Source organism: Tritonibacter horizontis, from assembly GCF_001518015.1.
GTDB lineage: Bacteria > Pseudomonadota > Alphaproteobacteria > Rhodobacterales > Rhodobacteraceae > Epibacterium > Epibacterium horizontis.
The window spans coordinates 1-26,023 of the sequence record NZ_LPUY01000064.1 but is presented as its reverse complement, the minus strand read 5'-3'; the positions used below and the strand labels follow the sequence as shown (position 1 = coordinate 26,023).

General features: G+C 62.9%; 28 protein-coding genes. 12 read left to right on the top strand and 16 right to left on the bottom strand.

Annotated features, from left to right (window positions below; translation table 11 throughout):
- The first annotated feature begins 71 nt into the window (after nucleotides 1-71).
- Nucleotides 72-869, top strand: a complete 798-nt coding sequence (locus TRIHO_RS10895; protein WP_082705107.1) for a MipA/OmpV family protein — start codon at nucleotides 72-74, stop codon at nucleotides 867-869.
- 65 nt (nucleotides 870-934) lie between these two features.
- Here the strand turns inward: TRIHO_RS10895 and TRIHO_RS10890 are convergent, their stop codons facing one another.
- From TRIHO_RS10890 to TRIHO_RS10880, 3 genes are all read right to left on the bottom strand, one after another.
- Nucleotides 935-2,254 carry an ATP-binding protein gene (locus tag TRIHO_RS10890; RefSeq protein WP_068243160.1) on the bottom strand — a complete coding sequence of 440 codons (1,320 nt, stop codon included), beginning with the start codon at nucleotides 2,252-2,254 and terminating at the stop codon, nucleotides 935-937.
- On the bottom strand, nucleotides 2,251-2,955 hold the full coding sequence (locus TRIHO_RS10885; RefSeq protein ID WP_068243157.1) for a response regulator transcription factor: 705 nt from the start codon (nucleotides 2,953-2,955) through the stop codon (nucleotides 2,251-2,253). The genes TRIHO_RS10890 and TRIHO_RS10885 overlap by 4 nt, the downstream gene beginning before the upstream one ends.
- Before the next feature lie 249 nt (nucleotides 2,956-3,204).
- On the bottom strand, nucleotides 3,205-3,711 hold the full coding sequence (locus TRIHO_RS10880) for a CHAP domain-containing protein (RefSeq protein WP_068243154.1): 507 nt from the start codon (nucleotides 3,709-3,711) through the stop codon (nucleotides 3,205-3,207).
- A gap of 669 nt (nucleotides 3,712-4,380) precedes the next feature.
- On the opposite strand from TRIHO_RS10880, the gene TRIHO_RS10875 reads away from it, so the two are divergent.
- Nucleotides 4,381-4,587 carry a cold-shock protein gene (locus TRIHO_RS10875; RefSeq protein WP_068243151.1) on the top strand — a complete coding sequence of 69 codons (207 nt, stop codon included), beginning with the start codon at nucleotides 4,381-4,383 and terminating at the stop codon, nucleotides 4,585-4,587.
- Between the two features lie 269 nt (nucleotides 4,588-4,856).
- Here TRIHO_RS10875 and TRIHO_RS10870 read toward each other — a convergent pair whose 3' ends face one another.
- A complete protein-coding gene (locus TRIHO_RS10870; protein WP_068243147.1) occupies nucleotides 4,857-5,360 on the bottom strand; it encodes a MarR family winged helix-turn-helix transcriptional regulator in 504 nt (167 codons plus the stop codon).
- 228 nt (nucleotides 5,361-5,588) lie between these two features.
- Here TRIHO_RS10870 and ectA point away from each other — a divergent pair, with 228 nt between their 5' ends.
- From ectA to TRIHO_RS10850, 4 genes are read left to right on the top strand one after another with little or no spacing between them, the layout of a single operon-like run.
- Nucleotides 5,589-6,140, top strand: a complete 552-nt coding sequence (gene ectA / locus TRIHO_RS10865) for a diaminobutyrate acetyltransferase (protein ID WP_068243144.1) — start codon at nucleotides 5,589-5,591, stop codon at nucleotides 6,138-6,140.
- A 50-nt stretch (nucleotides 6,141-6,190) separates the two neighbouring features.
- Entirely contained in the window at nucleotides 6,191-7,477 is a 1,287-nt protein-coding gene (ectB, locus tag TRIHO_RS10860; protein WP_068243140.1) for a diaminobutyrate--2-oxoglutarate transaminase, read from the top strand.
- Nucleotides 7,478-7,501: 24 nt separating this feature from the next.
- Nucleotides 7,502-7,894 carry an ectoine synthase gene (locus TRIHO_RS10855; protein WP_068243137.1) on the top strand — a complete coding sequence of 131 codons (393 nt, stop codon included), beginning with the start codon at nucleotides 7,502-7,504 and terminating at the stop codon, nucleotides 7,892-7,894.
- 14 nt (nucleotides 7,895-7,908) lie between these two features.
- On the top strand, nucleotides 7,909-9,348 hold the full coding sequence (locus TRIHO_RS10850) for an aspartate kinase (protein ID WP_068243134.1): 1,440 nt from the start codon (nucleotides 7,909-7,911) through the stop codon (nucleotides 9,346-9,348).
- Between the two features lie 123 nt (nucleotides 9,349-9,471).
- On the opposite strand, the gene TRIHO_RS10845 is transcribed toward TRIHO_RS10850, so the two are convergent.
- The 9 genes from TRIHO_RS10845 to pobA all read right to left on the bottom strand — a co-directional run bounded on the left by TRIHO_RS10845 (nucleotide 9,472) and on the right by pobA (nucleotide 16,836).
- Nucleotides 9,472-10,227 (bottom strand): anti-sigma factor, encoded by a 756-nt coding sequence (locus TRIHO_RS10845; RefSeq protein ID WP_068243131.1) that lies wholly within the window; start codon nucleotides 10,225-10,227, stop codon nucleotides 9,472-9,474.
- Complete coding sequence (locus TRIHO_RS10840) at nucleotides 10,224-10,754, bottom strand: sigma-70 family RNA polymerase sigma factor (RefSeq protein WP_068243128.1); 531 nt, start codon at nucleotides 10,752-10,754, stop codon at nucleotides 10,224-10,226. Before TRIHO_RS10840 ends, TRIHO_RS10845 begins: the two co-directional genes overlap by 4 nt.
- Before the next feature lie 282 nt (nucleotides 10,755-11,036).
- Nucleotides 11,037-11,837: a DUF4394 domain-containing protein gene (locus TRIHO_RS10835; protein ID WP_068243125.1), complete on the bottom strand. Its 801-nt coding sequence runs from the start codon at nucleotides 11,835-11,837 to the stop codon at nucleotides 11,037-11,039.
- A gap of 127 nt (nucleotides 11,838-11,964) precedes the next feature.
- Nucleotides 11,965-13,038 (bottom strand): 3-carboxy-cis,cis-muconate cycloisomerase, encoded by a 1,074-nt coding sequence (locus TRIHO_RS10830; RefSeq protein ID WP_068243121.1) that lies wholly within the window; start codon nucleotides 13,036-13,038, stop codon nucleotides 11,965-11,967.
- A gap of 103 nt (nucleotides 13,039-13,141) precedes the next feature.
- Nucleotides 13,142-13,759 (bottom strand): protocatechuate 3,4-dioxygenase subunit alpha, encoded by a 618-nt coding sequence (pcaG, locus tag TRIHO_RS10825; protein ID WP_068243118.1) that lies wholly within the window; start codon nucleotides 13,757-13,759, stop codon nucleotides 13,142-13,144.
- Nucleotides 13,760-13,762: 3 nt separating this feature from the next.
- Nucleotides 13,763-14,485: a protocatechuate 3,4-dioxygenase subunit beta gene (gene pcaH / locus TRIHO_RS10820; protein ID WP_068243115.1), complete on the bottom strand. Its 723-nt coding sequence runs from the start codon at nucleotides 14,483-14,485 to the stop codon at nucleotides 13,763-13,765.
- Entirely contained in the window at nucleotides 14,482-14,886 is a 405-nt protein-coding gene (gene pcaC, locus TRIHO_RS10815; RefSeq protein WP_068243113.1) for a 4-carboxymuconolactone decarboxylase, read from the bottom strand. The genes pcaH and pcaC overlap by 4 nt, the downstream gene beginning before the upstream one ends.
- A complete protein-coding gene (pcaD, locus tag TRIHO_RS10810; protein WP_068243110.1) occupies nucleotides 14,879-15,667 on the bottom strand; it encodes a 3-oxoadipate enol-lactonase in 789 nt (262 codons plus the stop codon). Before pcaD ends, pcaC begins: the two co-directional genes overlap by 8 nt.
- On the bottom strand, nucleotides 15,667-16,836 hold the full coding sequence (gene pobA, locus TRIHO_RS10805; protein ID WP_068243108.1) for a 4-hydroxybenzoate 3-monooxygenase: 1,170 nt from the start codon (nucleotides 16,834-16,836) through the stop codon (nucleotides 15,667-15,669). Before pobA ends, pcaD begins: the two co-directional genes overlap by 1 nt.
- Nucleotides 16,837-16,915: 79 nt before the next feature.
- Here pobA and pcaQ point away from each other — a divergent pair, with 79 nt between their 5' ends.
- Nucleotides 16,916-17,854 (top strand): pca operon transcription factor PcaQ, encoded by a 939-nt coding sequence (gene pcaQ, locus TRIHO_RS10800; RefSeq protein ID WP_068243298.1) that lies wholly within the window; start codon nucleotides 16,916-16,918, stop codon nucleotides 17,852-17,854.
- Between the two features lie 10 nt (nucleotides 17,855-17,864).
- Here pcaQ and TRIHO_RS10795 read toward each other — a convergent pair whose 3' ends face one another.
- Nucleotides 17,865-19,493: a sulfatase-like hydrolase/transferase gene (locus tag TRIHO_RS10795; protein ID WP_068243105.1), complete on the bottom strand. Its 1,629-nt coding sequence runs from the start codon at nucleotides 19,491-19,493 to the stop codon at nucleotides 17,865-17,867.
- Nucleotides 19,494-19,591: 98 nt separating this feature from the next.
- Here TRIHO_RS10795 and TRIHO_RS10790 point away from each other — a divergent pair, with 98 nt between their 5' ends.
- Entirely contained in the window at nucleotides 19,592-20,389 is a 798-nt protein-coding gene (locus TRIHO_RS10790; RefSeq protein ID WP_068243103.1) for an IclR family transcriptional regulator, read from the top strand.
- A gap of 54 nt (nucleotides 20,390-20,443) precedes the next feature.
- On the opposite strand, the gene TRIHO_RS10785 is transcribed toward TRIHO_RS10790, so the two are convergent.
- On the bottom strand, nucleotides 20,444-21,742 hold the full coding sequence (locus tag TRIHO_RS10785) for an NAD(P)/FAD-dependent oxidoreductase (protein WP_068243295.1): 1,299 nt from the start codon (nucleotides 21,740-21,742) through the stop codon (nucleotides 20,444-20,446).
- Between the two features lie 162 nt (nucleotides 21,743-21,904).
- Here TRIHO_RS10785 and TRIHO_RS10780 point away from each other — a divergent pair, with 162 nt between their 5' ends.
- The 3 genes from TRIHO_RS10780 to TRIHO_RS10770 all read left to right on the top strand — a co-directional run bounded on the left by TRIHO_RS10780 (nucleotide 21,905) and on the right by TRIHO_RS10770 (nucleotide 23,923).
- A complete protein-coding gene (locus TRIHO_RS10780; protein ID WP_068243100.1) occupies nucleotides 21,905-22,303 on the top strand; it encodes a rhodanese-like domain-containing protein in 399 nt (132 codons plus the stop codon).
- Between the two features lie 210 nt (nucleotides 22,304-22,513).
- Complete coding sequence (gene rpsD, locus TRIHO_RS10775; RefSeq protein ID WP_068243097.1) at nucleotides 22,514-23,134, top strand: 30S ribosomal protein S4; 621 nt, start codon at nucleotides 22,514-22,516, stop codon at nucleotides 23,132-23,134.
- Between the two features lie 216 nt (nucleotides 23,135-23,350).
- On the top strand, nucleotides 23,351-23,923 hold the full coding sequence (locus TRIHO_RS10770; RefSeq protein ID WP_068243095.1) for a PA14 domain-containing protein: 573 nt from the start codon (nucleotides 23,351-23,353) through the stop codon (nucleotides 23,921-23,923).
- A 48-nt stretch (nucleotides 23,924-23,971) separates the two neighbouring features.
- Here TRIHO_RS10770 and TRIHO_RS10765 read toward each other — a convergent pair whose 3' ends face one another.
- Nucleotides 23,972-24,433, bottom strand: coding sequence for an Lrp/AsnC family transcriptional regulator (locus TRIHO_RS10765; RefSeq protein ID WP_068243092.1), 462 nt, complete (start codon nucleotides 24,431-24,433; stop codon nucleotides 23,972-23,974).
- A gap of 106 nt (nucleotides 24,434-24,539) precedes the next feature.
- Here TRIHO_RS10765 and TRIHO_RS10760 point away from each other — a divergent pair, with 106 nt between their 5' ends.
- Nucleotides 24,540-25,964, top strand: coding sequence for an aminotransferase class V-fold PLP-dependent enzyme (locus TRIHO_RS10760; RefSeq protein WP_068243293.1), 1,425 nt, complete (start codon nucleotides 24,540-24,542; stop codon nucleotides 25,962-25,964).
- Nucleotides 25,965-26,023: the final 59 nt, after the last annotated feature.

Sequence of the window (26,023 nt, the reverse complement as noted above, 5' to 3'; positions counted from 1 at the left end):
ACACCCACACATTCGATGACATCGCGCTGTGGGAAGACAGGGACGGGACGGACCTACTGATAGAGTTTGAAATGAACATGTTGAACAGAACCGCAGCATTTGCAGCCCTCGCGCTGACCACCGGATATGCCGAGGCGCAATCTGACGAAACCCCCACGGCAGGGGCATCCCCGGAATGGCGGGTGGTCCTGGGGGGCGGCGCCATCTATCAGCCGAGGTATGAAGGCAGCGATGAAACCGAAGTTGTGCCGGTGCCGTTTGTCATGTTGCAGTATGGCCGGTTCCGGTTTGGCCCGGAGGCGTTGGAGTACCAGCTGTGGCGCGGGCCTTCGGCCGCGCTTGGGCTGACGTTGGGCTATGACGGCGGGCGCGATCCGGAGGATATCGATTCCGGTATGCTGGACGGGCTGGCGACAATTGAAGGCGCGGCTCGGATTGGTGCAAATTTTGACTATGACCTGGGGGCGTTTTCGCTGGGCGAGGTTGCTGCCTTTGCGGAGCTGGAACACTCCCTAGGTGGCTCTGACGGCACCACACTGGAGCTGGGTCTTCGCACCAGGAAACATCTCAACGCGCGTTTCTCGATCCATGCCAGTGCCGCCGCGACGGTGTCGGACAGCAAATACATGGGGGCCTATTTCGGGATCTCGGCGGCGGATGCGGCGGCGAGTGGCTATAGCGTGTATGAAGCGGGCGCGGGCCTGCACCGTGTCGATATCGGTCTGGGAGCCACCTATCTGCTGGGCGATCATTGGTTGCTGCGGGGCGAGATGGCCGTTGGAAAGCTGCTCGGCGACGCTGCCGACAGCCCTATCGTTCTGGATGATGTCCAGCCGAGTGTGGTGGTCGCTGTCGGCTACCGGTTCTAGGATCTTGTGTGGCAGGGGGCGTCGCGGGCGCCCCCTCGTGTCGGCCTGATCCTCGGGTGCGCTGATCACGCCATTCTAGCCGGTGATTGTGTTTGCGGCAGGCGGACACGCACCAAAAGGCCTTTTGGCTCGTTCTGCAAAAGCTCCAGCACCCCGTTGTGCCGCGCGATGATTTCGGCGGCGATGGACAGCCCGAGGCCAAAACCGGCAGAGCCGCGCGCCAGATCCATTTTGACAAAGGGCTGCAGCATGTCCTCGCGCAGATCGACGGGAATGCCGGGACCATCATCGGCGATGTCGATGAGGACCTCTGCCCCCTGCAAGGCCGCCGTGACGCGGACCGAAGTGCCGAATTTCAACCCGTTTTCGCAAAAGTTGTTGATCGCCCGCGTCAGGTCGTTCACGGAACACTCCGCGACAAGGTGCCGGGGGCCTGTGTAGTGGATGATCGCGCCGGTATCGGCAAAGTCAGCGCAGATTGTTTGCAGCAGGCTGGCAATGTCGCTGCGCTCGAAACAGGATGGGGCGGGACCGACCCGCAGGTACTCCAGCGTCGTGTCGATCATATCGTCGATTTGCCGCAGGTCCTGCAACGCTGAGTTGCGCAGGCTCGGGTCTTCGATCCGGTCAAGACGCAGGCGCAGGCGGGTCAATGGGGTGCGCAGATCGTGGCTGACATTGCGCAACATCGCGGTGCGCGCTTCGAGCAACGCCCGGATGCGGCCACGCAGGTCGTTCATGCCCCGCGCCAGTTCACGAATCTCGCGGGGGCCGTTTTCCGGGATCGGTTGATCGCTCGCCAAAAAACTGTCAGTCGCCTTCATTACCCCGGCCATATGCCGCACCGGCGCCGCGATCCCTCGCACAGCCAAAACGGAGAACCCGAGCACCAAGGCACTGGCGGCGGCCAGGTAATGGATGGTGCCGTCATCCAGCAGGGAATGCACCGGGGGAGCGAAAACGAGCACTTGCTGGTCACTGATGGGATAGGTCAGCACCGTCGCGTCGTGGGTCTGAACGATATCAAATCCGGGCGAGAGCGTTTCAGGCACTTGTCGCAGCCATGCACTCAGCCGGGCCCAGAGGGTCGGCGCGCGTGCCATTTCGATGGCTTCCTTGGCCGAAATCAGCGTTACATCTATTCCGATCTCGCGCCATTTTTCGAGGTTTTCCGCACGCGCCTGCGTCGGCAGCGACTCGACCATGCGCGCCACGGAGGTCATCGCGAAGGTGTAATCCTCCACCCCCATCGGCCCCATATGCATGTTCTTGAGCGCGTTTGCCGTAAAATCGCCGGCAAGGGAAGCAAACACCACCGCACAAAGAATAATCGCCATCATCTGGCGACGGATGGAATGCGGCCAGATCAGGTTTAGAACCCTCATGTCGCGCTGACGGCCGGGGTGAAGAGATAGCCGCCCAACCGCACCGTCAGCACGTATTTCGGGTCTTTCGGATTGTCTTCGATCTTCTGACGCAGGCGGCTGACATGCACGTCGACACTGCGGGCGACCGGGCCTGCCAACCCGGCATGGGTGAGCGACAGCAGCTCTTCTCGCGACAGAATGCGTCCGGGATTGCGGCAGAACCCAAGCAACAGATCAAACTCCGCAGTTGTCATGGAAACCCGTGCATGATCCGGGCCATGGACCTGCCTGCGGACCGGATCAACGCGCCAGCCATCAAAGCGCAAGGGCCCCGACGACCCTGGAACCACGCCATAGGACGTCCTGCGCATCAGGCTGCGGACCCGGGCCAGAACCTCACGCGGGCTGAATGGCTTGGTCACATAATCGTCGGCGCCAATCTCCAGACCAACGATCCGGTCGGTCTCTTCTCCCAGCGCGGAGAGGATGATGATCGGCACCGTGGTCTCTGCCCGTAGCCGACGGCAGAGGCTGAACCCATCCTCGCCGGGCAGCATGATATCCAGAATGATCAGATCGGCGGGGGCGGCCCGCAGGTGGGCGTCCATCTCGCGGCCATCGGCGGCTATTCGAACGTCCAGTCCATTGTCTCGCAGCACCTGTGCGAGCAGGCCGGCCAGTGCCGCGTCATCTTCGACGATCAGAATGTTGTTCTTCATTGCCCTTCGACCTCCAACCTGCCTTCTCCGGGCGAAAGACACGCCCTGCCTCGCTGCCGATATAGCGGGAGGATCCTCACATGAATGTGATTTACCGCACGTAGAGGAAAGTTGCAGCCATAAAGAGCCGACTTTGTTACCCATATGTGCACCGGGCCGGGGGGGGGACGCCGGGCAGGGAAGCTCCGACCCGTGCGGGCAATGAACCGCCAAGGGGGCTGGCGGCACTTGCAAGTTTCGGCCTTATGATCAGGCGTTTGGACGAATGAACCCGGTGATGGGATAAACGCTTCCATAGGCACCGGGATTGCTTTCCAGGCGCACTTTCGACCAGTCATTCTCGGCCGAGACATCAATAACATTCATGCCGAGTGAAACCTTGTTGCGGTGCCAATTGGCGTGATCGACGCGCATCATGCGGTCTGACACCAGCTCGGAGACTACGGCCACATGGCCAAGTGGCATCGAGGACGTGGCGCTAAAGGCCATCACGGCGCCGACAGTGGGGGTCTTGCTGACCTGAAATTCATCCTGCGCCTTGCCCCACCAGGTTTTGGCGTTGCCGCGAATTTCGACACCGGACAGGTTGCGTGCGAATGGGACGCACCAGACCCGTGCCCCGCGCGCCTGAAGGTTCTGCGCTTCGCTGACGGCAAAGGCACGGCGGTGGGGATCAATGGCGCTCTCGTTGCCGTTCGGCATTTCGCCGCAGGCCGTCAGGCCCAGAACTGCACACAGCATAAGCCCGCTCAGCATGGGCTTCCGGCGAAAAATTCGTCTAAAATTTTGCAAAGCGATCTCAACTGTCCGTGATTTTGTGATTTTCCGAAACTTTGTTTCAAGAACGTGTGCCTGCCAAGTCTCTTGATTCTGGTTGGCAAAAATCCGCCGCTTGCCGGGGTGGTATGGAACCATCCTGCCCTTGGTGCGTTGGCGCGCCCCGTCGAGGCCGTGGGGGCCGGATCACGGGGCTGGGGGGCTGGTTTTCAGTCAGAAGTTGTGGCCTCGCGACCTGTGTGCGCCGGGAAATCAGGGCGACAGGACAAAAGGGGGCGTGGCTGTGCCGCTGCGCCGATGATACCAGGCGTCCCGAGCTTGGCGACGGGGCAATGGTGGGGATCCTCCTGAGTAAAATCGGAATTTAGTACTTTGTTTCAGATTGTTATGCCGGTCTCGCTGCGGCCTGAATGGGTGTGCCGAGGGCAGGGCCAACACCCTGTCCCGGACACCGTCCCAGTACGAATTCGCGGAGAAATAACCGAAGATCCGGTTTTGGGGCTTGTGTTTTGCCTGCATACGGCCCATCTAGGGGGGGCTAAGCTTCTTCTTACGACCTTCTGTTTCCTCACGGCCCAGTTGTTCCTATGATGACACTAGGCCGGGCTATCGCGTTGTGTGGGTAGCATTTTTCTAGGAGACGACACGATGGCTAATGGCACCGTGAAATGGTTCAATTCCCAAAAAGGTTTTGGTTTTATCGCACCCGAGCATGGATCGCGCGACGTTTTCGTCCACATCTCTGCTCTTGAGCGCGCTGGCATCCAGCAGCTCGACGATGGTCAAGCTGTCACTTTCGACATCGAAAGCGGCCGTGACGGACGTGAATCCGCGAGCAACCTCGCACTGGCATAAGCCCTTACCGGTTTTTGCGTAAGAATTCGGAGAGCACCTTTCGGGGTGCTCTTTTTGTTTGACGCCCTTTGTTTGTCGTCGTTCAGGCCTTGGTGCGCGCACAGGGCGCTTGCGGCATCGCTGCGAAGTGGGTCACAGGTCGTCGTGATTGATCGCGGGAGGCGGTGTGCTTGGTCGCAGCAGGGCTGAGTGGCGGGGCAGGGCGCGCAACGGCAGGGGTGACAGCACTTGCTGGCAGGCGCTTCCCGGTTGCGGCCCTTGGCGCGTAATTACGTCAGACGGTCGCCCATCTTGATCTCGCCGGTGGTCAAAACCGGTGCGGCGTCAATGTCATCCGCGTCCAGCATCGCGGCGACACGCTCCAGCGATGCCAAAAGCTGAGCCTGCTCCCAATCCTTCAGTTTTTCAAAGGCGCGGACATAGCGCTGTTGCAGCGCATCCGGCGCGGCGATGACCGCTTCCTGGCCGCTGGGGTTTAGGACCACATTGGTCTGTCGCCGATCCGCTTCGGACCGCATGCGGGTGGCCATCCCCCGCGAGACAATCTTGTCCACGAGTGATGTGACCGTCGCCTGCGCGACCCCCATCCGTTGCGCCAGCGCCTTGGGTGTTGCGCTGCCGCCCTGTGACGCCAGAATCTGAAGCACGCGCAACTGCGCCGGCGTCAGGCCGGAGGCCTGCGCCAGGTTGCGGGAATACAGCTCTGTTGCGCGCAGAATACGTCTGAGCGCGATCAGGCTGTCATCTGTTCGGTCACGCGGTTGATCAGTCATGGCGGTGTAAAATGCCACGAAACCCCAAATCCTTCAATGGGCTAAGTAACGGGGCGATATGCGCAGGATGTGAAGAATAGATCACCCTTGATAATTCGGCTTGCGAATGGAAAAAGTTGTTAGAATATAAAATACTACCTGATCGGGGAATAATATTGCTCAGGTTCTTGAAGTTTTTACATCTGTACTATACTTAGAAAGGCGAACGAAACTTGGAGACACAGAGCGATGCCCAAAGACATCATGCAGACCGAGACATCTAAACCCCGAACGCGTCAGCCCTTTCTGCGCAAACCAAATGCGACGGACGGGGCCGCAATCTGGGAGCTTGTCAAGGCCAGCGAGCCGCTCGACCGTAACTCCATGTATGCTAATTTGATCCAGGCGGATCATTTCCGCGACACCTGTATTGTCGCGGAACTCGACGATGAAATCGTGGGCTGGATCTCTGGCCATATGATTCCAGGTGATGACGCGTTTTTTGTCTGGCAGGTTGCGGTGGGTGAAGCCGCGCGCGGCCTTGGCTTGGGCAAGCGTATGCTGTCCGCGCTGACGGCGCGCAAAGAGGTGCGTGACGCCGCCCTGCTGAAGACAACCATCACCAAAGACAATGCGGCCTCCTGGGGTCTCTTTCGCAGCTTCGCCCGTGATATCGGTGGCGAATTGCGCGATGAGCCGCATTTCGAAAAAGAGACCCATTTCGACGGCGCGCATGACACGGAACACATGGTGACGATCACCCTCGACGGAAACGTCAAGGCGATGCAACGCGCGGCCTGATCTCCCCCTTCCCCCCATTCAAAGTTTTCCAATCCGGAAAGGATTTCCCCATGCCCAAAGACATGGCAAAAGAGACATCAATTTATGAGCGCCGCGAAAGCAATGCACGCTCCTACTGCCGTTCGTTCACCGCCTCCTTTGATACGGCGCGCGGCTCCGAGCTGTTCACTGACGACGGCACCCGCTACATCGACTTTCTGGCTGGCTGTTCGTCGCTGAACTACGGCCACAACGACCCGGACATGAAAGACGCTCTGGTGGAGCATATCCTGAAGGATGGCATCACCCATGGGCTCGACTTTCACACCGAGGCGAAAGAGGCGTTCCTGCATGCGTTCAACGATCTGATCCTGGCCCCGCGCAACATGGACCATCGGGTCATGTTTACCGGCCCGACCGGTGCCAACGCGGTGGAAGCGGCGATGAAAATCGCGCGCAAGGTCACGGGGCGCACCAATATCATTTCCTTCACCAACGGGTTCCATGGCGTGACCATGGGGGCGCTGGCGGCAACGGGGAATGGCTACCACCGGGGCGGCGCCGGGATGGACAAGGCGGGCGTCACCCGCATGCCATTTGACGGCTATGCCGAAGGCCTGGACAGCGCCGCCTTGCTGGACAAGATGCTGTCGGACCCGTCGGGTGGCATCGACGCCCCTGCGGCGATCATGTTTGAAACCGTTCAGGGCGAGGGCGGTCTCAACGCCGCCTCCGCCACCTGGGTCAAGAAGATCGAAAAAATCGCCCGGGATCACGGCGCGCTGCTGATCATCGACGATATCCAGGCTGGGTGTGGCCGCACGGGGACCTTTTTCTCCTTCGAGGAAATGGGCGTCACACCGGATCTGGTGACGATGGCGAAATCGGTGTCCGGCTTCGGCCTGCCGATGGCCTTGGTTCTGGTCCGTCCCGAGCATGACATCTTTGGCCCGGCCGAGCACAACGGCACATTCCGGGGCAACACCCATGCCTTTGTGACCGCCCGCGTTGCGATCGAGAAATTCTGGGCCGATGACGCGTTCCAGACCGAGCTGACCCGCAAGGCAGAACTGGTGACCAGTGCACTGCAGGAAGTCGCCAGCCATATCCCCGGAGCGACCCTCAAGGGCCGGGGCCTGATGCAGGGCGTCGATGTCGGCTCTGGCGAGCTGGCAGGCGAGATCTGTGCCCGCGCCTACGAGCTGGGTCTGGTTGTCGAAACCTCCGGCCCGCGCGACGAGGTGGTCAAGATCCTGGCTCCGATCACAACGACCGAAGCCGTTTTCTGCGAAGGGTTCGCAATCCTGAGTGCCGCTGCCCGCGACGTGGCCGCGCGCACCAAGTTCGCAGCACAATAATTCGAAGACCGGAGTTTTAGACCCATGATCGTACGCGATTTCAATGAACTGATGAAAACCGACCGCACCGTTGCCGATGCGCGCTGGACCTCGACCCGCATGCTGCTTGCAGACGATGGGATGGGGTTCTCGTTCCACATCACCGTGCTGGAAGCGGGCTCGGAGCATCAGTTCCACTACAAGCACCACTTCGAAAGCGTCTATTGCATGAAAGGCAAAGGCTCGATCACCGATATCGCCACGGGCGAGACGCACGAGATCAAGCCCGGCGTCATGTATGCGCTGAACCTGCATGACAAGCATATCCTGCGCGCCGAAGAAGAGCTGCACATGGCCTGCTGCTTCAATCCGCCGGTGACGGGCACGGAGGTCCACCGCGAGGATGGCTCCTATGCCCCGGCGGAGGAACTGGCCTGAGGTCTAGGTGAAACATGACACATACCGTTGAAAAAATTGGCGGGACCTCGATGTCCCGCGTGAATGAACTGGTGGATGCGCTGTTCGTCAGCGACCGCAAGGGCAAGGATCTCTACGGTCGCGTCTTTGTGGTGTCCGCCTTTGGTGGCATCACCAACCTCTTGCTGGAACACAAGAAAACCGGCGAGCCGGGCGTCTATGGCCGCTTTGCTGATGCGGATACCGACCATGGCTGGCATGACGCGCTGTCCCGCGTTGGCGAGGAAATGCGCAGCGCGCATAAGGCGGTGCTGGACAATGCCGGCGATGTGGCCCAGGCGGATGCCTTTGTGGCCGAACGGATCGAGGGCGCCCGCAACTGCCTGATCGACTTGCAGCGGCTGTGCAGCTACGGCCACTTCCGGCTGGCCGAACATATGCTGCAGATCCGCGAGCTGCTTTCCGGTCTCGGGGAGGCGCATTCCGCCTTTGTGACCGCGCTGTTGTTGCAGCGATCCGGCGTCAATGCGCGGTTTGTCGATCTCTCCGGGTGGCGGGACGAGGGCGATGTGACGCTGGAACAGCGCATTTCCCAAGCCTTGGAAGATGTCGATACCACCACCGAGATGCCGATTGTCACGGGTTATGCGCAATGTGCAGAAGGCCTGATGCGGGAATTTGACCGGGGTTATTCCGAGGTGACGTTTTCCTGCCTGGCCGCCCTTACCGGCGCGTCGGAGGCGATCATTCACAAGGAATTCCACCTGTCCTCTGCCGACCCGAAACTGGTGGGCGAAGGTGTTGCGCGCAAGCTGGGCCATACCAACTATGATGTGGCCGACCAGATGTCGAACATGGGGATGGAGGCGATCCACCCCAAGGCGGCCAAGACATTGCGCCAGGCGGATGTGCCGCTGCGCGTGACCAACGCCTTTGAGCCTGACGATCCGGGGACGCTGATCGACGACAAGCCGGCCGATACGCCTGCGGTGGAAATGATCACCGGTCTGGACATCATCGCGCTGGAACTCTTCGAGCAGGACATGGTCGGGGTGAAGGGCTATGATGCGTCGATCCTGGAGGTTCTGACCCGCCATGATGTGCGGATCGTCTCCAAGACCTCCAACGCCAACACCATCACCCACTATCTCGATACCTCACTGACGGTGATGAAGCGGGTGGAAAAAGATCTGGCGCGGATCTATCCCAATGCGGAAATCTCGGCGCGGTTGTTGTCCATGGCCTCGGCCATCGGGCGCGATCTCAAAGGGCTTTCGGTGCTGACACGGGGTCTTCAGGCCATCGCGGATGTGGGGCTTGCCAGCCTCGGCGCGTCGCAGGGGCCGCGCAGCGTCGATGTGCAGTTCATCGTCGAAAGAGAAGACCTGAAACCGGTTATCAGCGCGCTGCACAAGCAGCTTGTTGAGGGGCGCCAGGCGCCCACCCAGGCCAAGCCGATCAAAGCGGCAGCCTGATCCGATCGCCGCAGTCTGACAGGGACAAGGTGAGAAAAGGGGAGCGTCTTGGCGCTCCCTTTTTCGTTTGCACGAGGGTCTTCGCGGCACAGGTTTTTTTCGGCGTCACGGCACCAGCCCCGCTCACAGCGGGATTTTCGCCAGTCCCTTGCCATGGATCGGCCCGGTGGGAAGCCCGCTGGGCGATCCTCCATCCTGTTCAAAGGTGATCTCGTAGAGCTGCATCGGACCCGGCGGGGGCAGGCCGTTGACATCCAGCGCGGTGCCGCGATTGTCCGCCAGCAGGCCCAGTGACACCGGCGGCCCGTCTGCTTGGGGTTTGGTCCAGACCTGCATGACCTGACCGTCGGGAACCGGGGCGGGGCCGAGCAGGGTCACGCGGGTGTAGTTCTCCTCGGTGCCTTCGATCAGTGCCACAGCTTCGCCCATGTCGTTGATCAGGACCGCGATCACGCTGGGGTCGGGGCGGGTCAACATGGCCCAGCCAAGCGCCACGGCCAGCACCAGCGATGCCGCAAGCCCGGTACAGGCCGCCAGAAACCAGTGGCGCGGGCCAAAGGGCACGCTGACCGCTGGGTCCGCCGTCGGCACGACCGCATGGGTTTCCGCATCGAATTCCGGCCCGAGGACAATCGTTTCGTCTGCCTCGGCTGCCGCCGCGTCCAACCGTGCGGAAATGCGGTCCCACAGCCCGGCCGGGAGCGCCAGATCCGTCGCCGTATCGTCGAGTTCGGACAGCCGGGCCCGGGCGTGCTCCAGCGCGGCGGCGACCTCGGGCTCGCGTTGGGCGCGGGCTTCAAGTTCTGCCACCTCAGCGTCTTCGGCCAGGCCAAGCGCCAATTCCATCGCCCGATCCTGAAGCGTGCGTTCCTCTGTCATGACAGGCACTCCCGCAGGCTGCTCAGGCCACGCCGCACCCAGGATTTTACCGATCCGAGGGGGGCTTGGAGACGACCGGAAATCTCGCCATGGGTATAGCCCAGCACATAGGCCTGCAGGATCGCCACCCGCTTGGGCGCATCGAGCCGGTCCAGGCAGCGCCGCAGGTCGCTGTTGATATCCAGTCGATTGTAGGCGTCCATCACGATTGTCTCATCCTGTCGACGGTCGAGGCTGTCGGCGTCGGTGGCAATTTCCCAACTTTCCTTGCGGAGCATGGTCAGGCATTGATTGCGCAGGATCGTGGTGACCCAGCCCTGCGCGCTGCCTCTGGCGGGGTCATATTGTCTGGCTTTGCGCCAGATGGTCAGAATGCATTCCTGCACGGCATCCTCGGCCAGATCCTGCCGCCGCAGCATCCGGCGCGCGATCCCCAACAGGCGCGGTCCTTCACTGTCCAGCAAGCGCCGCAGCGCAGAGGTGTCCCCGGCCGCACACTCCCCAAGTCGTTGCGCAAGTTCGCTCAATTGCCTGTCCTCATTCCCGCGCGCGTTCTCCGCGGCCCTGGCCGCGCGCCCGGGCGACCCCGGTGCTGCACAAGCGGCGCGTGTGGCGGGAATGCTATGGGTGTCGGAATAACCGGTCAACGGACTGTCGCCATTTCTTTGGGATGGGGGCGGGGAAACCTGCATGGTCCGCTGGGCTTCCCCGGAGAAACAAGGCCCCCCGGGGCGTTTCCCTCGGGGGGCAGAGAGACGTGCAGGCTGCAGCACTGTGGTGGCTTGCAGCCTGCGACGCGCCTTGGTTGGTTACTTGGCGGTCAGGATTGTGATATCGCGCAAGGCCGCCTCGGCGCCGGAAATCTCCCAGCTTTCCATGATCTTGCCGGTTTCCAGCGAGACGGTATTCAGGGTGCCGCCAGTGGCGAGCCATGCGGTGTTGGTGCCCTCGGCGTCGGTGGCAATGTCAAAGGCATAGGTCTCGCTGGCCTCGATCCCGAGCTTGCCGATGGCGGCGAGGGTGCCATCGTTGGGCGAGGTCTGCTGGATCAGCGCAACGATGGTGGAATCGATATCGAACATCGCCGTCTTGTCCGGTGTCCCGTAGGAGTTGATGTAGGCCGCCGCCGCGATTGCCGGGGCTTCGCCGGCATGCATGTCGGCCCCCTCAAAGGCAAGGCTGCCATCCACGGTCACTGCTCCGCTTTCGATATCGACGCGGTGATTGGTGGTGCCGCTCATGAACCGCAGCTTGTTTGCCATAGGATTGAAGTCGACGATAACGGGCGCCCCGTCGGTGACCGGCAGTTCCTTGTCCATGGTGGAGATCACGGTGGCGTCGCCGGTTGCGATGTCGATCTCGACAATATCAAAGGTCGAGGTGACGCCGATCAGCTGGCCGGTGGCAGGCCGCAGGTCAATGCCAAGAAGCCTGTCGACGCCCTTGACCGGCATGGAGGCGGTGACCGTGGCGGTTTCGGTATTGATCACATGCAGCATGTTGTCGCCGCTCAGACCAATGGCCTGCAGGCTGGCGGTGCCGGAGGCCGGTGCGACCTGTGCGGTGGCGATCAGGGAAACGGTGGCAAATGCGGTCTTGAGAAAATGCATGAAATAGCTCCTCGCTGTCAGACGGGAGGCGCGGACCATCCGCACGCCGTCTAATAGGAAGACTCCGCCAGGGCCGCATTTGGATGCAGCGCCTGAAACTTTTTTCCGTTTTCTTTTGAGATGCCGTTCAGCCGGCGTCAGGTGTCTCGCCGATGCGGGTGATGGCGCGGACCTGCTGTGTCGCGCGGGTCAGGGCGGCGCCGGTGCATGTCATCATCGTCGGCAATACCATCCATTCCAGCGTCCACATGGCGCCAGAGCGTTCCTGTTCGTGGACCAGCGCCTGGTGCATCAGCGGCAATTGGGCGGCGTTGAACCGGGCCAGTGTCACCAACAGTTCCGCCGTTACCGGGTTCTGTTTATGGGCCATGGCGGAACTGGTGCCGCCACCGCTTTGGGCCAGGTCATCGACGCCTTGCTGCACCATCAGGCAAATGTCCTGGCCCATCTTGCCCAGGCTGCCCGTCAGGGAAGAGAGCCATCCGGCATAAAGGGCCAGCCCGTCGCGCTCCGTATGCCAGCTGGCTGGGGGGCACTGCAGGTCCAGATGCCGGGCGAGCCGCGTCGCCAGCGCATCCGCAACCGGCGCGCTGCGCTGGCGGTCGCCCACCGGGCCACCGAACTGCAGTTGCTCCACTTCCGGTCTGAGCGCCGCGAGACGGGATTGCGCCCGCGCGCAGGGCGCTCGCCAGGTTGCAATTCTATGCGCCGCGTCGATGGGCAGGGCGGCCTGCATCCGGGTGCGCCCCATCAGCCGATGGCCCGCCTGCGTCGTCGCCAGATCATCCAGCGCCAACAGCAGCGCCGCAAGGCGGTGCTGGAAAATGTCGTTTGCGGCCCGGATCGACAGCGCCAGGGCGGTGTCGATCAGGTCTTGGCTGGTGGCTCCGGGATGCACGGCTACCGCCAGATCCTTGCCCACATGGGCCTTGAGTTGCCGCACATAGCCCGGCACCGCCATGCCATCGGTGCTGAGATCAGGGAGCAGGGCGGCGATATCGGGTTTGAAATCCGCCATGGCTGCGGCCGCACGGTCGGCCAGTTCCGGCGCGATCAACCCGGCCGCGCCTGCCGATTGGCTCAGCGCGATTTCAAAGGCCAGAAACGCCCGTGCCGTTGCCTGCTGCGAAAAAAGATCCGTGATCTCTTCGTCCGCAAAAAGGCCGGAAAAGAACGGGTTGGTCGCGGTCAATGGGTTCACGGTAGCGGTCTTTCATGCAGGGTCGCGGATGTGTCAGAGCCTATGGCGGTGCCCGTGGCGCGGCAAATCAAAACCGGGGGCTGGGCGCGCGCCCCCGGAGGCATCAGATATCGAAAAAGATCGTCTCGGTCTCGCCCTGCAGGTGAATGTCGAAATGGTAGTGACCGTCGCCCTCGGCCGTGGCGATCAGGGTGTTGACCCGGTTCTGATGCTCGATCCGCGACAGGATCGGGTCGGCGGCGTTGGCCTCTGCCTCGTCCGGGAAATACATCCGCGTGTGCAGGCCGAGGTTGATCCCCCGCGCCACGACCCAGAGCGTCACATGGGGCGCTTGCAGGCGACCATCCACGAACGGCACCGCGCCGGGTTTGACCGTGTCGAAGGTAAACGTGCCGGTGGTCATGTCCGACGGCGCGCGCCCCCAACCGGTGAAATCGGGGTCCGCTTGCCCGCGCGTCTCGCTGGGGCTGTTGAACAGGCCGGCGGCATCGGCCTGCCAGATTTCGATCATCGCATCGCGCAGCGGGGTGCCGGTGCCGTCGATCACCCGCCCGGTGATGCGGATGCGCGGGCCAGCCACGTCACCGGTGATCATCTGTTGACCAAGGTCATGCGGGTAGACGCCGGTGATCTCGGCGAAATTCGGCGTGCAGCCGATATGGACATAGGGCCCGGCGGTCTGCGACGGGGATTCCTTCAGGTGGTTCAGCGGCTGGACCATGGCTCAGAGCCCCTCCATGCGGTTTTCAAACAAGGTCTGGCGGCGGCCGCGCAGGGTGATGTCGAACTTGTAGGCCCGCGCATCCATCGGCACCGTCCGCGCCATATCCAGCGGCGCGACAAGGCTTTCGATCCCCTCACGGGTGGGGATGGTGTCAACGATGGGGCAATGCCAGATCAGCGGGTCGCCCTCAAAGTACATCTGGGTGATCAGACGCTGGGCAAAGGCCTGTCCGAAAATCGAAAAATGGATATGCGCGGGCCGCCAGTCGTTCATGGTGTTGGGCCAGGGGTAGGGGCCGGGCATGATGGTGCGAAATTCGTAAAACCCCTGCGCGTCGGTCATGCAGCGGCCACAGCCGCCGAAATTCGGATCCAGCGGCGCCAGATAGCTTTCCTTCTTGTGGCGATACCGGCCGCCCGCATTGGCCTGCCAGACCTCGATCAGCGTATTGGGCACGCCACGCCCGAATTCGTCACGCAGCTGCCCATGGACGATGATGCGTGGGCCGATCGCCATTTCGCCCTGGGGGCCGAAATTCAGGATCAGGTCATTGTCCAGCGCGCCCAGCATGTCGTGCCCAAAGACCGGCCCGGTTTCCTCGCCCAGGGTGGTGGGAAAGGACAGCGGTGCCAGACGTGGGCCACGCGCGACGGATGTCTTGTAGTCCGGGGTCACCGCCGCCGGATGCCAGCGCCGGTCGCGGTTCACAAAGCCATTGGTCATGCGGATCGTTCCTCTTCTTCCATCTCGGCATAGGTGTCCTTGGCCAGCTTCAGCGCGTGATTGGCCCGTGGCACCCCGGCATAGATCGCGACATGCTGAAAGGCTTCCAATACATCGGTCTTGCTGGCACCGGTGCGGGCGGTGGCGCGAATATGCATCGGGATCTCGTCAAAATTGCCAAGCGCCGCCAGCAATGCCAGCGTCAGCATGGAGCGTTCCCGGTCGCTGATCCCGTCACTGGCCCAGAGGTTGCCCCAGGCGGCTTCGGTGATCAATGTCTGAAAGGGCTCGTCAAAGGCGGTTTTCTTGAGTTCGGCCCGCGCCACATGGGCTTCGCCCAGTATCTTGCGGCGGACTGTCATGCCGGTGATGTAGCGGTCGGTGGGCGGCTGTTTAGACATGGCCTAGCTCCTTCAGGAAGTCGGTCAGCGCACCGGCAAAGGCGTCGGGCGCTTCGACACAGGGCAGGTGGCCCGTGTCTTCGATCAAAGTGAAACGACTGTCGGCGATCAGATCTATCGTCGCCTCGACCAGCGCCGGCGGGCTGGCCCCGTCAAGGCTGCCCGCAATCCCCAGTGTCGGCTGGGAGAGCTGCTGTGTCGTTGCGGTCAGATCGGCGCCGGCGAGGGCCTGACAGCAGCCGATGTAACCGGCGCGCGGGGTGCGTTCCAACATGTGCCGCCAGGGCAGATGGGCCTGCGAAGCCAGAAAGCCAGGCGCGAACCAGCGCTCCATCACGGCATCCGACAGCGCTTGGATGCCGCCCGCGTTGATCGCGTCAATCCGCTGCTGCCACATGGCAGGATCGCCCATCCGGGCGGCCGTATTGGACAGCACCAGCGCCGTGATGCGCTCTGGCGCCTGGGCCGCCAGCGCCTGGGCGATCATGCCGCCAATGGACAGCCCGACAAAGGTGCATTGCGCCACCGCCGCATGGTCCAGCAGCTCCAGCGTGTCCGCTGCGAGGTCGTCGATGCTATAGGGACCGGGCGGGCAGGCAGACAGCCCGTGGCCGCGTTTGTCAAAGCGGATCAGCCGCAGATGTTTGGGGAGCCGGTCGACCACCGCGTCCCAAAGCCTCAGATCGGTGCCCAGCGAATTGGCGAACACCACGACCGGCCCATCCGCCGCGCCATCCTCGCGCCAATGCAGCGCCGTGTGTTTCAGTTTTGCCATCCGCATCAGTAGGGTAGCCCGACATAGTTGGTTGCAAGCACGCGCTGGGCGTCTTCGTTGTCGCGCAGAAAGGCCATTTCAGCGCCCTGCATCCGCAGATCAAAGGGGCTCTGATCCGGGAACCGGTGCAGCAGCGAGGTCATCCACCAGCTGAACCGTTCCGCTTTCCAGACCCGCGCCAGGGCTTTTTCGGAATAGCGGTCGATGCCGTCGCTGTCCTTGTCCTGATAAAACTGGGTCAGTCCGGTATAGAGATAATGCACATCCGACGCCGCGGTGTTCAGCCCCTTGGCGCCGGTCGGCGGCACGATATGGGCGGCATCGCCACAAAGGAACAACCGCCCCCAGCGCATCGGTTCGCTGACAAATGACCGCAGCGGCGCAATGGATTTTTCAATGGAGGGACCAGTGACCAGCGCCTCGCCCACTTCGGGCGGCAATCGGTGCCGCAGCGTGTCCCAGAACCGGGTGTCGGTCCAGTCGCCGACATCATCGCCAAGACTGCATTGCACGTAGTACCGGCTGAGATTGGCATTGCGCATGGAGCAAAGCGCAAATCCATCCGGAGAATTGGCATAGATCAGCTCATCGTTCACCGGTGGGGTCTCGGAGAGAATGCCAAGCCAGCCAAAGGGATAGACCTTTTCGTATTCGCGGCGCACCGAGGCCGGGATGCTGCGCCGGCTGACACCGTGGAACCCGTCGCAACCGGCAATGAAATCGCAATCGATCCGCTCTGTCCTGCCATTTCTGCGAAAGGTCACATAGGGATGGTCGCGCTCGGCATCGTGGATTTCCGCATCCTCGACGTCGAACAGGACATCGCCGCCCACCTTTTCGCGCGCGGCATAAAGATCGCGGGTCACTTCGGTCTGGCCATAAAGCACAACGGATTTGCCGATCAGCTGCTGGAAATCTATTCCGAACATCTCGTGATTGTGGGAAATCAGCGTGCCGTTGTGCAGATAGCTTTCCTGCTCCAGCCGCGCGCCGACACCGGCCTTGTGCATCAGCTCCACCATGCCCTGCTCCAGAATGCCGGCGCGGATCCGGCTGAGGACATGGGCCTTGTTGCGGCGCTCCAGGACCACCGTGTCAATCCCGGCTAGGTGCAGCAACTGCCCGAGCAGCATGCCGGACGGCCCGCCACCAATGATCACCACCTGTTTTCGCATCTCGCTCTCCTCGTTGAAGACACCGTAACATGCAGTTTGCGTATTCAAAAATGAGAAATATCCCATTATGAATACCGATATGGGTAACTATAAACTGAGCCGACAAGTCAAAATTCGCCATCTGCAGTGCCTGTCCGAGGTGGTCGCGCGCGGCAGTCTCAAGGGGGCAGGGGACCATCTGGGGCTGACACAGCCGGCGATGTCACGCACGCTGAAAGAGCTGGAAGAGATCCTTGGCACCCGGCTGTTGCTGCGCAGTCGCGCCGGGGTCGAGCTGACCGAGGCCGGCGAGGTGTTTTCGCATTTTGCCCGCATGAGCCTTGCGGCGCTGGATCATGGGCTGGAGGGCGTGGATCGGTCCCGCGGCGGGTTCTTGCAACAGGAGGTCACGGTCGGGGCCCTGCCCAGCGTTGCGGCGGGGTTGCTGCCAAAGGTGGCCGAGGGCTTTCGGCGTCTCGCCCCCGTGGCGGTGTTGCGACTGTCGGATGGACCGCACGGCATGCTGATGGATCTGTTGCGCAGCGGGGCCGTCAACATGGTGATCGGGCGCATGGGCGATCCGGCGAGCATGCAGGGGGTCTCCTTCACACAGCTTTATACCGAAGAGGTGGTCTGCGTTGTCCGGCCCGAACACCCCTGTCTGGGTGCGCCGGACCTGAGCGATCTGGCGCGCTGGCCGGTGATCTTTCCGCCGACCAGCGCCGCGATCCGCCCCTTGGTGGAGCGGTGGCTGGTCAGCCATGGCCTGTCGGAGCCGCCGCAGCGGATCGAGACGGTCTCTGGCGCCTTCGCGCGGGTCTATGCCCGGGACACCGATGCAATCTGGATGATCTCGCAAGGGGTGGTGCGCCAGGAGCTGGGCGACGGCCGGCTGGTCCGGCTGCCCTTTGACACCACGCTGACCAAGGGGCCGGTGGGCTTGATGCAACGTCAGGACGCGGCTCCGGCGCCATTGGAGCGGCTGTTCGTCAAGGCGCTGCAACAGGCCATAGAGGCGCTGGATTACGAGGTAACCTGAGGCGGCGACGTCAGCGCGGCGCGGGGCCGACGTATTTCGCTGCCAGCTCCGGATCCGTGTCGCTTTCCTCGTATAGACCGAGCAAAATCCCCTTGCGGCGAGAGGCGCCACGCCCGGCCTCGATCTGCGCATCCGACCGGGTCACCCGCTGCGACATCCGCCGCCCCCATTGGCCAAGCCGGTCATACATCCGGTCGCGGATGGCTTGATGGTCCGGGCTGCGGCCGAGGTCGTTGAATTCCTGCGGGTCCTGCTCCAGATCGAACAGCATCGGTGGCAGGCCGCCTTCGGCATGCATGAATTTCCAGCGCCCGTCGGCCACCATGAACAATCGGGCATCGCGTGGTGCGATCCCAAGTTTCACCGCCATCGGTGTCGCACTGTAGTCATATTCACTGATCGCGTATTCGCGCCAGGTCTGCGGCTTCTGGCCATGCAGCCAGGGGGTCAGCGAACGCCCCTCTAGGATATGATCGGCCACCGTGCCCCCTGCCGCCTCGACAAAGGTCGGCAGCAGGTCGATGTTTTCCACCAGCGCGTCCACCGTGGTGCCACGGGTCCCGTCGGCCTCTGGTCGGGGATCGCAGATGATCATCGGCACCTTGACCGAAGGGTCGTGAAACAGGTCCTTTTCGCCCAGCCAGTGATCGCCCAGATAATCACCGTGATCCGAGGTGATCACGATCATCGTGTCCTGCATCCGTCCGGTGTCCTCGAGATAGGCAAACAGCCGTCCCATCTGGTCGTCGCATTGTTTGATCAGCCCCATATAGGCCGGAATGGCGGCGGCGCGGACCTCTTCGCGCGAAAAGGCCTGGCCAATCGCATTGCCCATGAAGGCGCCGTAAACCGGGTGCGGATCCACACGTTCGCGCGGATCCTTGACCGCCGGCAGCACATGTTCGGGACCGTACATATCGTGGTAGGGCGCGGGCACGATATAGGGCCAATGGGGTTTGATATAGCTGACATGGGCGCACCAGGGCGCGCTGGCCTGTTCGATGAAATCAATCGTCCTGCTGGTCAGCCATGGCGTTTCGCTGTCGTCTTCGGCGATGTTTGCAGGCTTGCCGGCATTGGCCATGAACCAGCCAGAGGCCATGTCGACTCCGTCCAGCCCGGCATTGGCAAAATCGTGCCAGGGGTTGGTCCCGGCGTAGCCCTTTGATTTCAGATAGGCATTATAGGGGCTGCGTTTGGTGTCGTAGAACCCGTCCGGCCCCTCAGCCCAGAGGCCATCATCGCGGATCCATACGTCAAAGCCACATTCGGCCTGCCGGGCGCCGATGACACTGTCGGGGGCCAGGCCGAGGCGCGCCATGCCTTCCACATCGGCGTTCATATGGGTCTTGCCGATCAGCCAGCACGCCATGCCGGCCTGACGCAGGTGGTCGCCCATGGTCCATTCCCCCACCCGCAACGGAGAGCCATTCCACTGCGCTCCGTGGCTCGAGGCATAGCGCCCGGTGTAGCAGCTCATCCGGGCGGCGCCGCAGATCGGGGATTGCACATAGGCCTGGGTAAAGCGCACCCCCTGCGCTGCCAGCCGGTCGATATGGGGTGTCTCAAGATGCGGATGGCCGCTGCAGCTCAGGTAGTCGAACCGCAACTGATCAAACATGATAAAGAGAATATTCATCGCCAGCCTCCCCGAGGTCTCTGCCCAAAACCTAAGAAAGCCGTGGGCGCGCAGAAAACCTTTGTCAAATCGTGCCGTAGAGTGGCATGACTTGCGCCATGCTCAAGGAAAATCGTTCCCTCGACCGTGGCATTGAAATCCTGGAAACCCTCGCGCGCGAGGGGGCGATGTCGCTGGCGGATCTGCACCGGGCCACTGGCCTGCCCAAGAGCACGTTGCGGCGGTTGTTGCAAACCCTGATCGCGCGCAAGATCGTGCGGCGGTCGCTGGCGGATCAGCTCTATCGCACGTTGGTGGTGTTTCCGGATATTTCGGGCGATGTGATGCCCAAGGGAATGTTGCAGGTGGCCGATGCGGCAATCCCGCGCACGCTGGCCCTGACCGAAACCATCGGCTGGCCGTCGGATATCCACATCCGCGAGGCCCGCGCCATGCGGATCATCGACAGCACCCGCAAGGCCAGTCATTTCCATGTGGAACAAGGTCAGATCAACCGGCGCGTCAGCCATTTCGGCTCTGCCACCGGGCTGGCCTGTCTGGCGGCGCTGCCTGATCGCGAGATCGCCGCCACCTATGAGGCGTTGAAATCGGATCTGCACTGGGGGCCGGTCAGCTTTGGCCTTGATCTGGCGGCGCTGATGCGACGGATCAATGTGATCCGGGCCCAGGGCTATGCCGAACGCTCGCCCGCCTATCTGGGCGACCGCGAATGGGACACCGACCTCTATGCCATCGCGGTGGCGATCACCGTGCGGGGGCAGGTGGTCGGCGGCCTGTCGGTGCTCTGGCTGCGGACCTACAAACCGGTGGCGGCCTTCGCGGCGCAGCATCTGGCGGCGCTTCAGGCGGCTGCGGCGGATATCAATGCCCAGCTGGAACAGGTCTGGGACAGCTAACCTCTCGCCTTCCAGGGGCGTGCCTGGCTTTCGTACTGCCCGCCGCCGTGCCGGTCAGATCAGGCTTTCGGCGGCCTGTTTGGCAAAGAACGCCGTGCGGTAGGCCTGCATTTTCAGCCCGCGGCCCCGGTCCGGCACCAGATCGCTGACCGGCACCGGCAGGCTGTCCTCGGAGGCACCGGCAAACAGATCCGCCAGCGCGCGCCCAAACAGCGTGCCGGTGGTGATGCCCCGCCCGTTATAGCCAATTGGCGCATATAGCCCGGCCGCCAGCCGGTGAATGCGGAACAGATGGTCGGGGGTAAAGGCGATGTCGCCATGCCAGGCATCCTCGAACCGCAGCGGGCCAAGCTCTGGAAACAGGCGGTGCAGCTTGCGGTCCGCCCAGCGGCGGGTCAGCCCCTCGGTGCCACCAAAGACCGATCCCATGGAGCCAATGATCAAACGCCCGGTCTGATCCCGGCGCAGGGACAGCATGATCTTGCCGGTGTCCCACAATCCCTGTCCTTCGGGCAGGATATGGGCCGCGTCGTCGCCCAGCGGCTGGGTGGCGATCTGAAAGAACCGGATCGGGGTGAAGCTTTGCGCCAGGCCCGGCCAGAGGTCCGCAGTATAGGCATTGGTGGCGATCACCACATGCGGGGCGGTGACCATGCCGCGATTGGTCTCCACCCGCCAGAGGGTCCCGTCGCGGACCAGCGCCCGCACCTTTGTCCCGGTGGAGATCTCCGCCCCGGCGGCACGGGCGGCACGGGCCAGGCCGCGCACATATCCCATCGGGTTGATCGTGCCGGCGCGGGCATCCAGCAAGCCACCGTGAAACTTTGCGCTGCCGGTTTTCTCGGCGACCTCGGCCGCGTTGAGCAACCGGACCGGCGCGCCCAGAGCCTGCCACGCGGCGGCGCGGCGCTCCAGATCGCGCAGGCCCGATGGGGCGTGGGCCGCGTGCAGCGTCCCCGTCCGGGTGGCCTCGCAGCGGATCTGATGCTGTTCGATCAGGGAAAAGACATAGTCCGGTGTGCGGCCAAGTTCGGCCACAAGGCGTCCGCCGATCTCATTGCCCAGAAGCGCGCGAACCTCCTGCGGTGGCAACCAGAGACCTGCGTTGACCAGACCGACATTGCGCCCGGATCCGCCATGGCCGATGGTCTCCGCCTCCAGCACATGACAGGCCAGCCCCTTCTGCGCCCCATGCAGCGCGGTGGACAGGCCGGTGAAACCGCCGCCCACGATGGCCACATCCGCCTGCCTGTCCCCGGACAGCGGTTGCGACTGATCCGATTCGTCCGACGACCGGTCCCAGAGCGAGAGAGACGCCGACAGGCGGGGGGAAATGGACGGATCTGCGGTCACCGGGCGGGCCTCATGCTGTTGGATGTTGGGGGCGAACCGGGAACCGTCCGGCCATGCCACGGGCGACACTGCGGCAGGCCCGCGCAGCTGTCAATCCGGCGTGGTCGGCGCCGAATTCTTTGCCTAGACTGGCGGTCGAGTTTGCGGAGAAGGAGACAAGCCATGGCCCCGCTCAAGGTAACATCGGCGCAGATGGTGGCGCAGGCGCGCGCCCGCATCGAGGAATTGGACAGCGCCACTGCGATTGCTCGCGTCGACGACCCTTCGGTGGTATTTGTCGACCTGCGCGATGTGCGTGAACGCGAGCGCATGGGGTTTATTCCGCGCAGTTTTCACTGCCCCCGTGGCATGCTGGAATTCTGGGTTGACCCCGACAGCCCCTATTTCAAAGAGGTCTTCGCCGCTCAGGACAAGACATTCATCTTTCATTGCGCCTCTGGCTGGCGCTCGGCGCTGTCGGTGGCGCTGTTGCAGGACATGGGATTCGCGGCGGCGCACCTGCGGGACGGGTTCTCCGGCTGGGTCAAGGCGGGGGGACCGGTCGTGCCGCCCGCCGGGTGATTTGCCGCGGCGCGGCGATCAAGCTGCGCGGGATTGGATCATGCCCCATTGACACCACGCGCGGTTGCTATATACGCCCGGCTTCATTGGTGTTGGTGGCCCCTGCAAGGGGATGCCTGTCATGGGGGCGGACCGGATGGTTCAACCTCAAGAGGACAACGCCCTTCATAGTGGCCAAGCCTGGCCTCGATCCAACGAAGGAGATCAGCCGTGACCAAACGCACGTCTGCCAAGTACAAAATTGACCGCCGCATGGGCGAAAACATCTGGGGCCGCGCCAAATCCCCGGTGAACCGCCGTGAATACGGCCCCGGCCAGCACGGCCAGCGCCGCAAGGGCAAACTCTCCGACTTCGGTATCCAGCTGCGCGCCAAGCAGAAGCTCAAGGGCTACTACGGCGACCTGACCGAAAAACAATTCCGTCGCATCTATGGCGAAGCCGAGCGTGTCAAAGGCGACACCGGTGAAAACCTGATCGGCCTGCTCGAAAGCCGCCTGGACGCCGTCGTCTACCGTGCGAAATTCGTGCCGACCGTCTTTGCGGCCCGTCAGTTCGTCAACCACGGCCACGTTCTGGTCAACGGCCAGCGCGTCAACATCCCGTCCTACCGTGTCAAGGAAGGCGACCTGATCGAAGTGCGCGAGAAGTCCAAGCAGCTTGCTGTCATTCTCGAAGCCGTTCAGCTGGCCGAGCGCGACGTGCCTGACTACATCGAAGTTGACCACTCCAAACTGACCGCCACCTTCGTGCGCGCGCCCTCGCTCGCCGATGTGCCGTACCCGGTCATCATGGAACCGAACCTCGTGGTCGAATTCTACGCCAAAAACTAATCCCGCCGCCCTTCGGGGGGCCGGATTGGACCACATGGAAAGCCGCTCCCGGGATTGGGGGCGGCTTTTTCCATTTTGCAGCTTGCAAAAGGGCGGGGCAGGTGCGGGCGGCGACAGGAATCTCTTGGGCACAGGGTGGTTTAGGGACTAAGCTGTCGGCAACATCTCGGCCTTTGGCCGCGCGGCCCACAGGGGCGGATACTTCGGGAGAACATCATGTCGATCAGAACCTTCGTCCTTGCCTTCGGGTTTTTGTGTGGCGGCGTGGTTGCGTCCGTCGCCGCGCCGCTGGCGTTGCAACCCGCCGATCCGCAACCGACCGGGCTGAAACCCGGCCTGTCGGTCTACTATGCCTATCCCTCCGACGTCAAAAGCCTCGGTGCGGCCCGCAGTGCCTTGAATTACAAGCGTATCCCGGGCCCGCCCCTGAGCGGACTTGACTATCGCGACACCGAGCTGGGCCAGGCGGTGCTGACCTCGGAACGGGCAGAGCGGGTGGTCGCTGACATCAGCGGCTACGTGCGGTTCGACAAGCCGGGGATCTATACCATCGACTTCCTTACCAATGACGGGCTGCACGCCGTGGTCGGCGGCCAGCTGGTCGGAGAGTTCGACGGCCGTCAGGCCTGCGAAGAGACCTTCGCGGTGGAGGTCGAGGTGCCAAGCGCAGGATGGTATCCGCTTCAGGCGCTGTGGTTCCAGCGGACCAATACCGCCTGTCTGCATATGCGGGCCGGGCCCAAGGGCAAACGCCCGAAATGGATGCCCGACGCGGCATTCGGGCACTAGGCTGACCGCCTCCCGGAGCCTCTGACCCGGTCTTGGCCGCCCCGCCGGCTAGACCGGCAGGGGCCGCCCTTCGGCAATCGCCTCCATCGCGAAATACGAGGTGACGCTATCCAGCTCTACCCCGGCGATCAGCCGCTGATAGACCTTGTCATAGCTGGTCATGTCGCGGGTGACGACCTTCAGCTGATAGTCATAGTCGCCGCCGATGCGGTGAAAATCCACGACCTCGGGAATGGTCAGCACATGGCGCCGGAACTGCGCCAGCCACTCGCTGGAATGATGCCGCGTGCGCAGCATGACAAAGACCACAAGCCCCAGATCAAGCTGATCGCGATCCACATCGGCGCGGGTGCCGCGCAGGATGCCCTTGTCCTGCAGCGCCTTCAGGCGCCGCCAGCAGGCATTCTGCGACAGGCCGACTCGCTCTGCCAGGTCCCGCTGCGACAGGCTGCCATCCCGTTGCAGGACGTGCAGGATGTCGCGGTCGATTTGATCTATCCCTGCTCTCATTGTGCGATCATATGATAGCACAATGGGCCTGTCACCCTATGAAATCAGAGGAAAATCGCGCGTTTCATCAGGTACCTTGCCTGAGACAACCAAAAAGGGCGCAATTATGATCCTCGACGACTTCAGAACATCACTCACCGAGGCCGCCAACCAGGGCACGCTTGTTCAGGGTCTGATTGGCGAAGGGCTGATGATCCCCGGTCTCTACGGCGATGTGCCTCTGGTCTACGCGGATTATGTCGCCTCGGGGCGGGCGCTGCAGCAGGTCGAGGATTTCATCGCGACCAAGGTGCTGCCTTACTATGCCAACTCCCACACAGAAGCCTCCTATTGTGGCCAGTACATCACCCGCCTGCGCCGCGCGGCCCGGGCTGAAATCGCCCGGCTGACCGGTGCGGGCGACGACTGCGAAGTGATCTTTGCCGGTTCCGGTGCAACGGCCGGGCTCAATCGGCTGGTGACGCTTCTGGGGGTGCCGGAAGCAGAGCGCCCGGTGGTCTTTATCGGCCCCTATGAACATCATTCCAACATCCTGCCCTGGCGGGAAAGCCGGGCGGAGGTGGTCGAAATCCCGGAAGCCGCCGGGGGGGGCGTCGATCTTGCCGCGCTGGAGGCAGCGCTGGTCGCCCATCAGGACGCGGACCTGAAGATCGGCAGCTTTTCTGCGGCCTCCAATGTCACTGGCATTCTGACTGACCCCGACCCGGTGACGCGGCTGTTGCGGGCACATGGCGCGCGCGCGGTCTGGGACTATGCCGGGGCCGGGCCCTATGTGCCGATCGACATGGGCGGGCAGGGCGCCGCGCCGAAAGACGCGGTGGTGGTCTCGCCGCACAAGTTTGCCGGCGGCCCCGGTGGGTCCGGCGTACTGATCCTGCGGCGCGCGGCGGTGCGGGCGACGGTGCCCTCCTGGCCGGGCGGCGGCACCGTCAGTTTCGTGTCGCCCTGGTCGCATCGCTATTCTGACTGTCTCGCCGCGCGCGAGGAAGCTGGCACCCCGAATGTGATCGGCGACATCCGCGCGGCCCTCGCCTTTCTGGTCAAGGAGGCCGTGGGACAGGCGGAGGTCGAGGCCCGCGAGGCGCATTATGCCGCCAAGGCGCGCGCGGTCTGGTCGCAGGTGCCGGGGCTGACCCTGCTGGGGCACCAAAGCGCCCATCGCCTGCCGATCTTTTCGTTCACCGTGCGGGGAGCGTCCGGTCAGCCGGTGCATCAGCAGCTCTTCACCCGGATGCTGAGCGATGTCTACGGCATTCAGGCGCGTGGGGGCTGTGCCTGCGCGGGGTCTTATGCGCACCGGCTGCTTGCGATTGATCGCGACCACTCGCAGGCCTTGCTCGGGGATCTCCTGGCGGGGCAGGAGCTGCAAAAACCGGGCTGGGTGCGGCTCAATTTTTCCTACCTTATGGCAGAGGAAACGGTGGATTACATTCTGGCAAGCGTGGCCGATCTGGTTGCACGGGCCGAGGAGCTTGCCACCGCTTATGAGGTGGATCCGGCTACGGCGCGTTTCCAGCCCCGCGCGGCCTGATCCAGGGCGACCTTTCGGGAAAAGAGGTGTTTCGCCTCGGGCTTTGCCCGAGGCGACCG

Coding starts and splice junctions, on each gene's coding strand:
- TRIHO_RS10895 (WP_082705107.1), top strand. CDS start 72: ATGAACATGTTGAACAGAACCGCAGCATTTGCAGCCCTCGCGCTGACC.
- TRIHO_RS10890 (WP_068243160.1), bottom strand. CDS start 2,254: ATGAGGGTTCTAAACCTGATCTGGCCGCATTCCATCCGTCGCCAGATG.
- TRIHO_RS10885 (WP_068243157.1), bottom strand. CDS start 2,955: ATGAAGAACAACATTCTGATCGTCGAAGATGACGCGGCACTGGCCGGC.
- TRIHO_RS10880 (WP_068243154.1), bottom strand. CDS start 3,711: ATGCTGAGCGGGCTTATGCTGTGTGCAGTTCTGGGCCTGACGGCCTGC.
- TRIHO_RS10875 (WP_068243151.1), top strand. CDS start 4,381: ATGGCTAATGGCACCGTGAAATGGTTCAATTCCCAAAAAGGTTTTGGT.
- TRIHO_RS10870 (WP_068243147.1), bottom strand. CDS start 5,360: ATGACTGATCAACCGCGTGACCGAACAGATGACAGCCTGATCGCGCTC.
- ectA (WP_068243144.1), top strand. CDS start 5,589: ATGCCCAAAGACATCATGCAGACCGAGACATCTAAACCCCGAACGCGT.
- ectB (WP_068243140.1), top strand. CDS start 6,191: ATGCCCAAAGACATGGCAAAAGAGACATCAATTTATGAGCGCCGCGAA.
- TRIHO_RS10855 (WP_068243137.1), top strand. CDS start 7,502: ATGATCGTACGCGATTTCAATGAACTGATGAAAACCGACCGCACCGTT.
- TRIHO_RS10850 (WP_068243134.1), top strand. CDS start 7,909: ATGACACATACCGTTGAAAAAATTGGCGGGACCTCGATGTCCCGCGTG.
- TRIHO_RS10845 (WP_068243131.1), bottom strand. CDS start 10,227: ATGACAGAGGAACGCACGCTTCAGGATCGGGCGATGGAATTGGCGCTT.
- TRIHO_RS10835 (WP_068243125.1), bottom strand. CDS start 11,837: ATGCATTTTCTCAAGACCGCATTTGCCACCGTTTCCCTGATCGCCACC.
- pcaG (WP_068243118.1), bottom strand. CDS start 13,759: ATGGTCCAGCCGCTGAACCACCTGAAGGAATCCCCGTCGCAGACCGCC.
- pcaH (WP_068243115.1), bottom strand. CDS start 14,485: ATGACCAATGGCTTTGTGAACCGCGACCGGCGCTGGCATCCGGCGGCG.
- pcaC (WP_068243113.1), bottom strand. CDS start 14,886: ATGTCTAAACAGCCGCCCACCGACCGCTACATCACCGGCATGACAGTC.
- pcaD (WP_068243110.1), bottom strand. CDS start 15,667: ATGCGGATGGCAAAACTGAAACACACGGCGCTGCATTGGCGCGAGGAT.
- pobA (WP_068243108.1), bottom strand. CDS start 16,836: ATGCGAAAACAGGTGGTGATCATTGGTGGCGGGCCGTCCGGCATGCTG.
- pcaQ (WP_068243298.1), top strand. CDS start 16,916: ATGGGTAACTATAAACTGAGCCGACAAGTCAAAATTCGCCATCTGCAG.
- TRIHO_RS10795 (WP_068243105.1), bottom strand. CDS start 19,493: ATGAATATTCTCTTTATCATGTTTGATCAGTTGCGGTTCGACTACCTG.
- TRIHO_RS10790 (WP_068243103.1), top strand. CDS start 19,592: ATGCTCAAGGAAAATCGTTCCCTCGACCGTGGCATTGAAATCCTGGAA.
- TRIHO_RS10780 (WP_068243100.1), top strand. CDS start 21,905: ATGGCCCCGCTCAAGGTAACATCGGCGCAGATGGTGGCGCAGGCGCGC.
- TRIHO_RS10770 (WP_068243095.1), top strand. CDS start 23,351: ATGTCGATCAGAACCTTCGTCCTTGCCTTCGGGTTTTTGTGTGGCGGC.
- TRIHO_RS10765 (WP_068243092.1), bottom strand. CDS start 24,433: ATGAGAGCAGGGATAGATCAAATCGACCGCGACATCCTGCACGTCCTG.
- TRIHO_RS10760 (WP_068243293.1), top strand. CDS start 24,540: ATGATCCTCGACGACTTCAGAACATCACTCACCGAGGCCGCCAACCAG.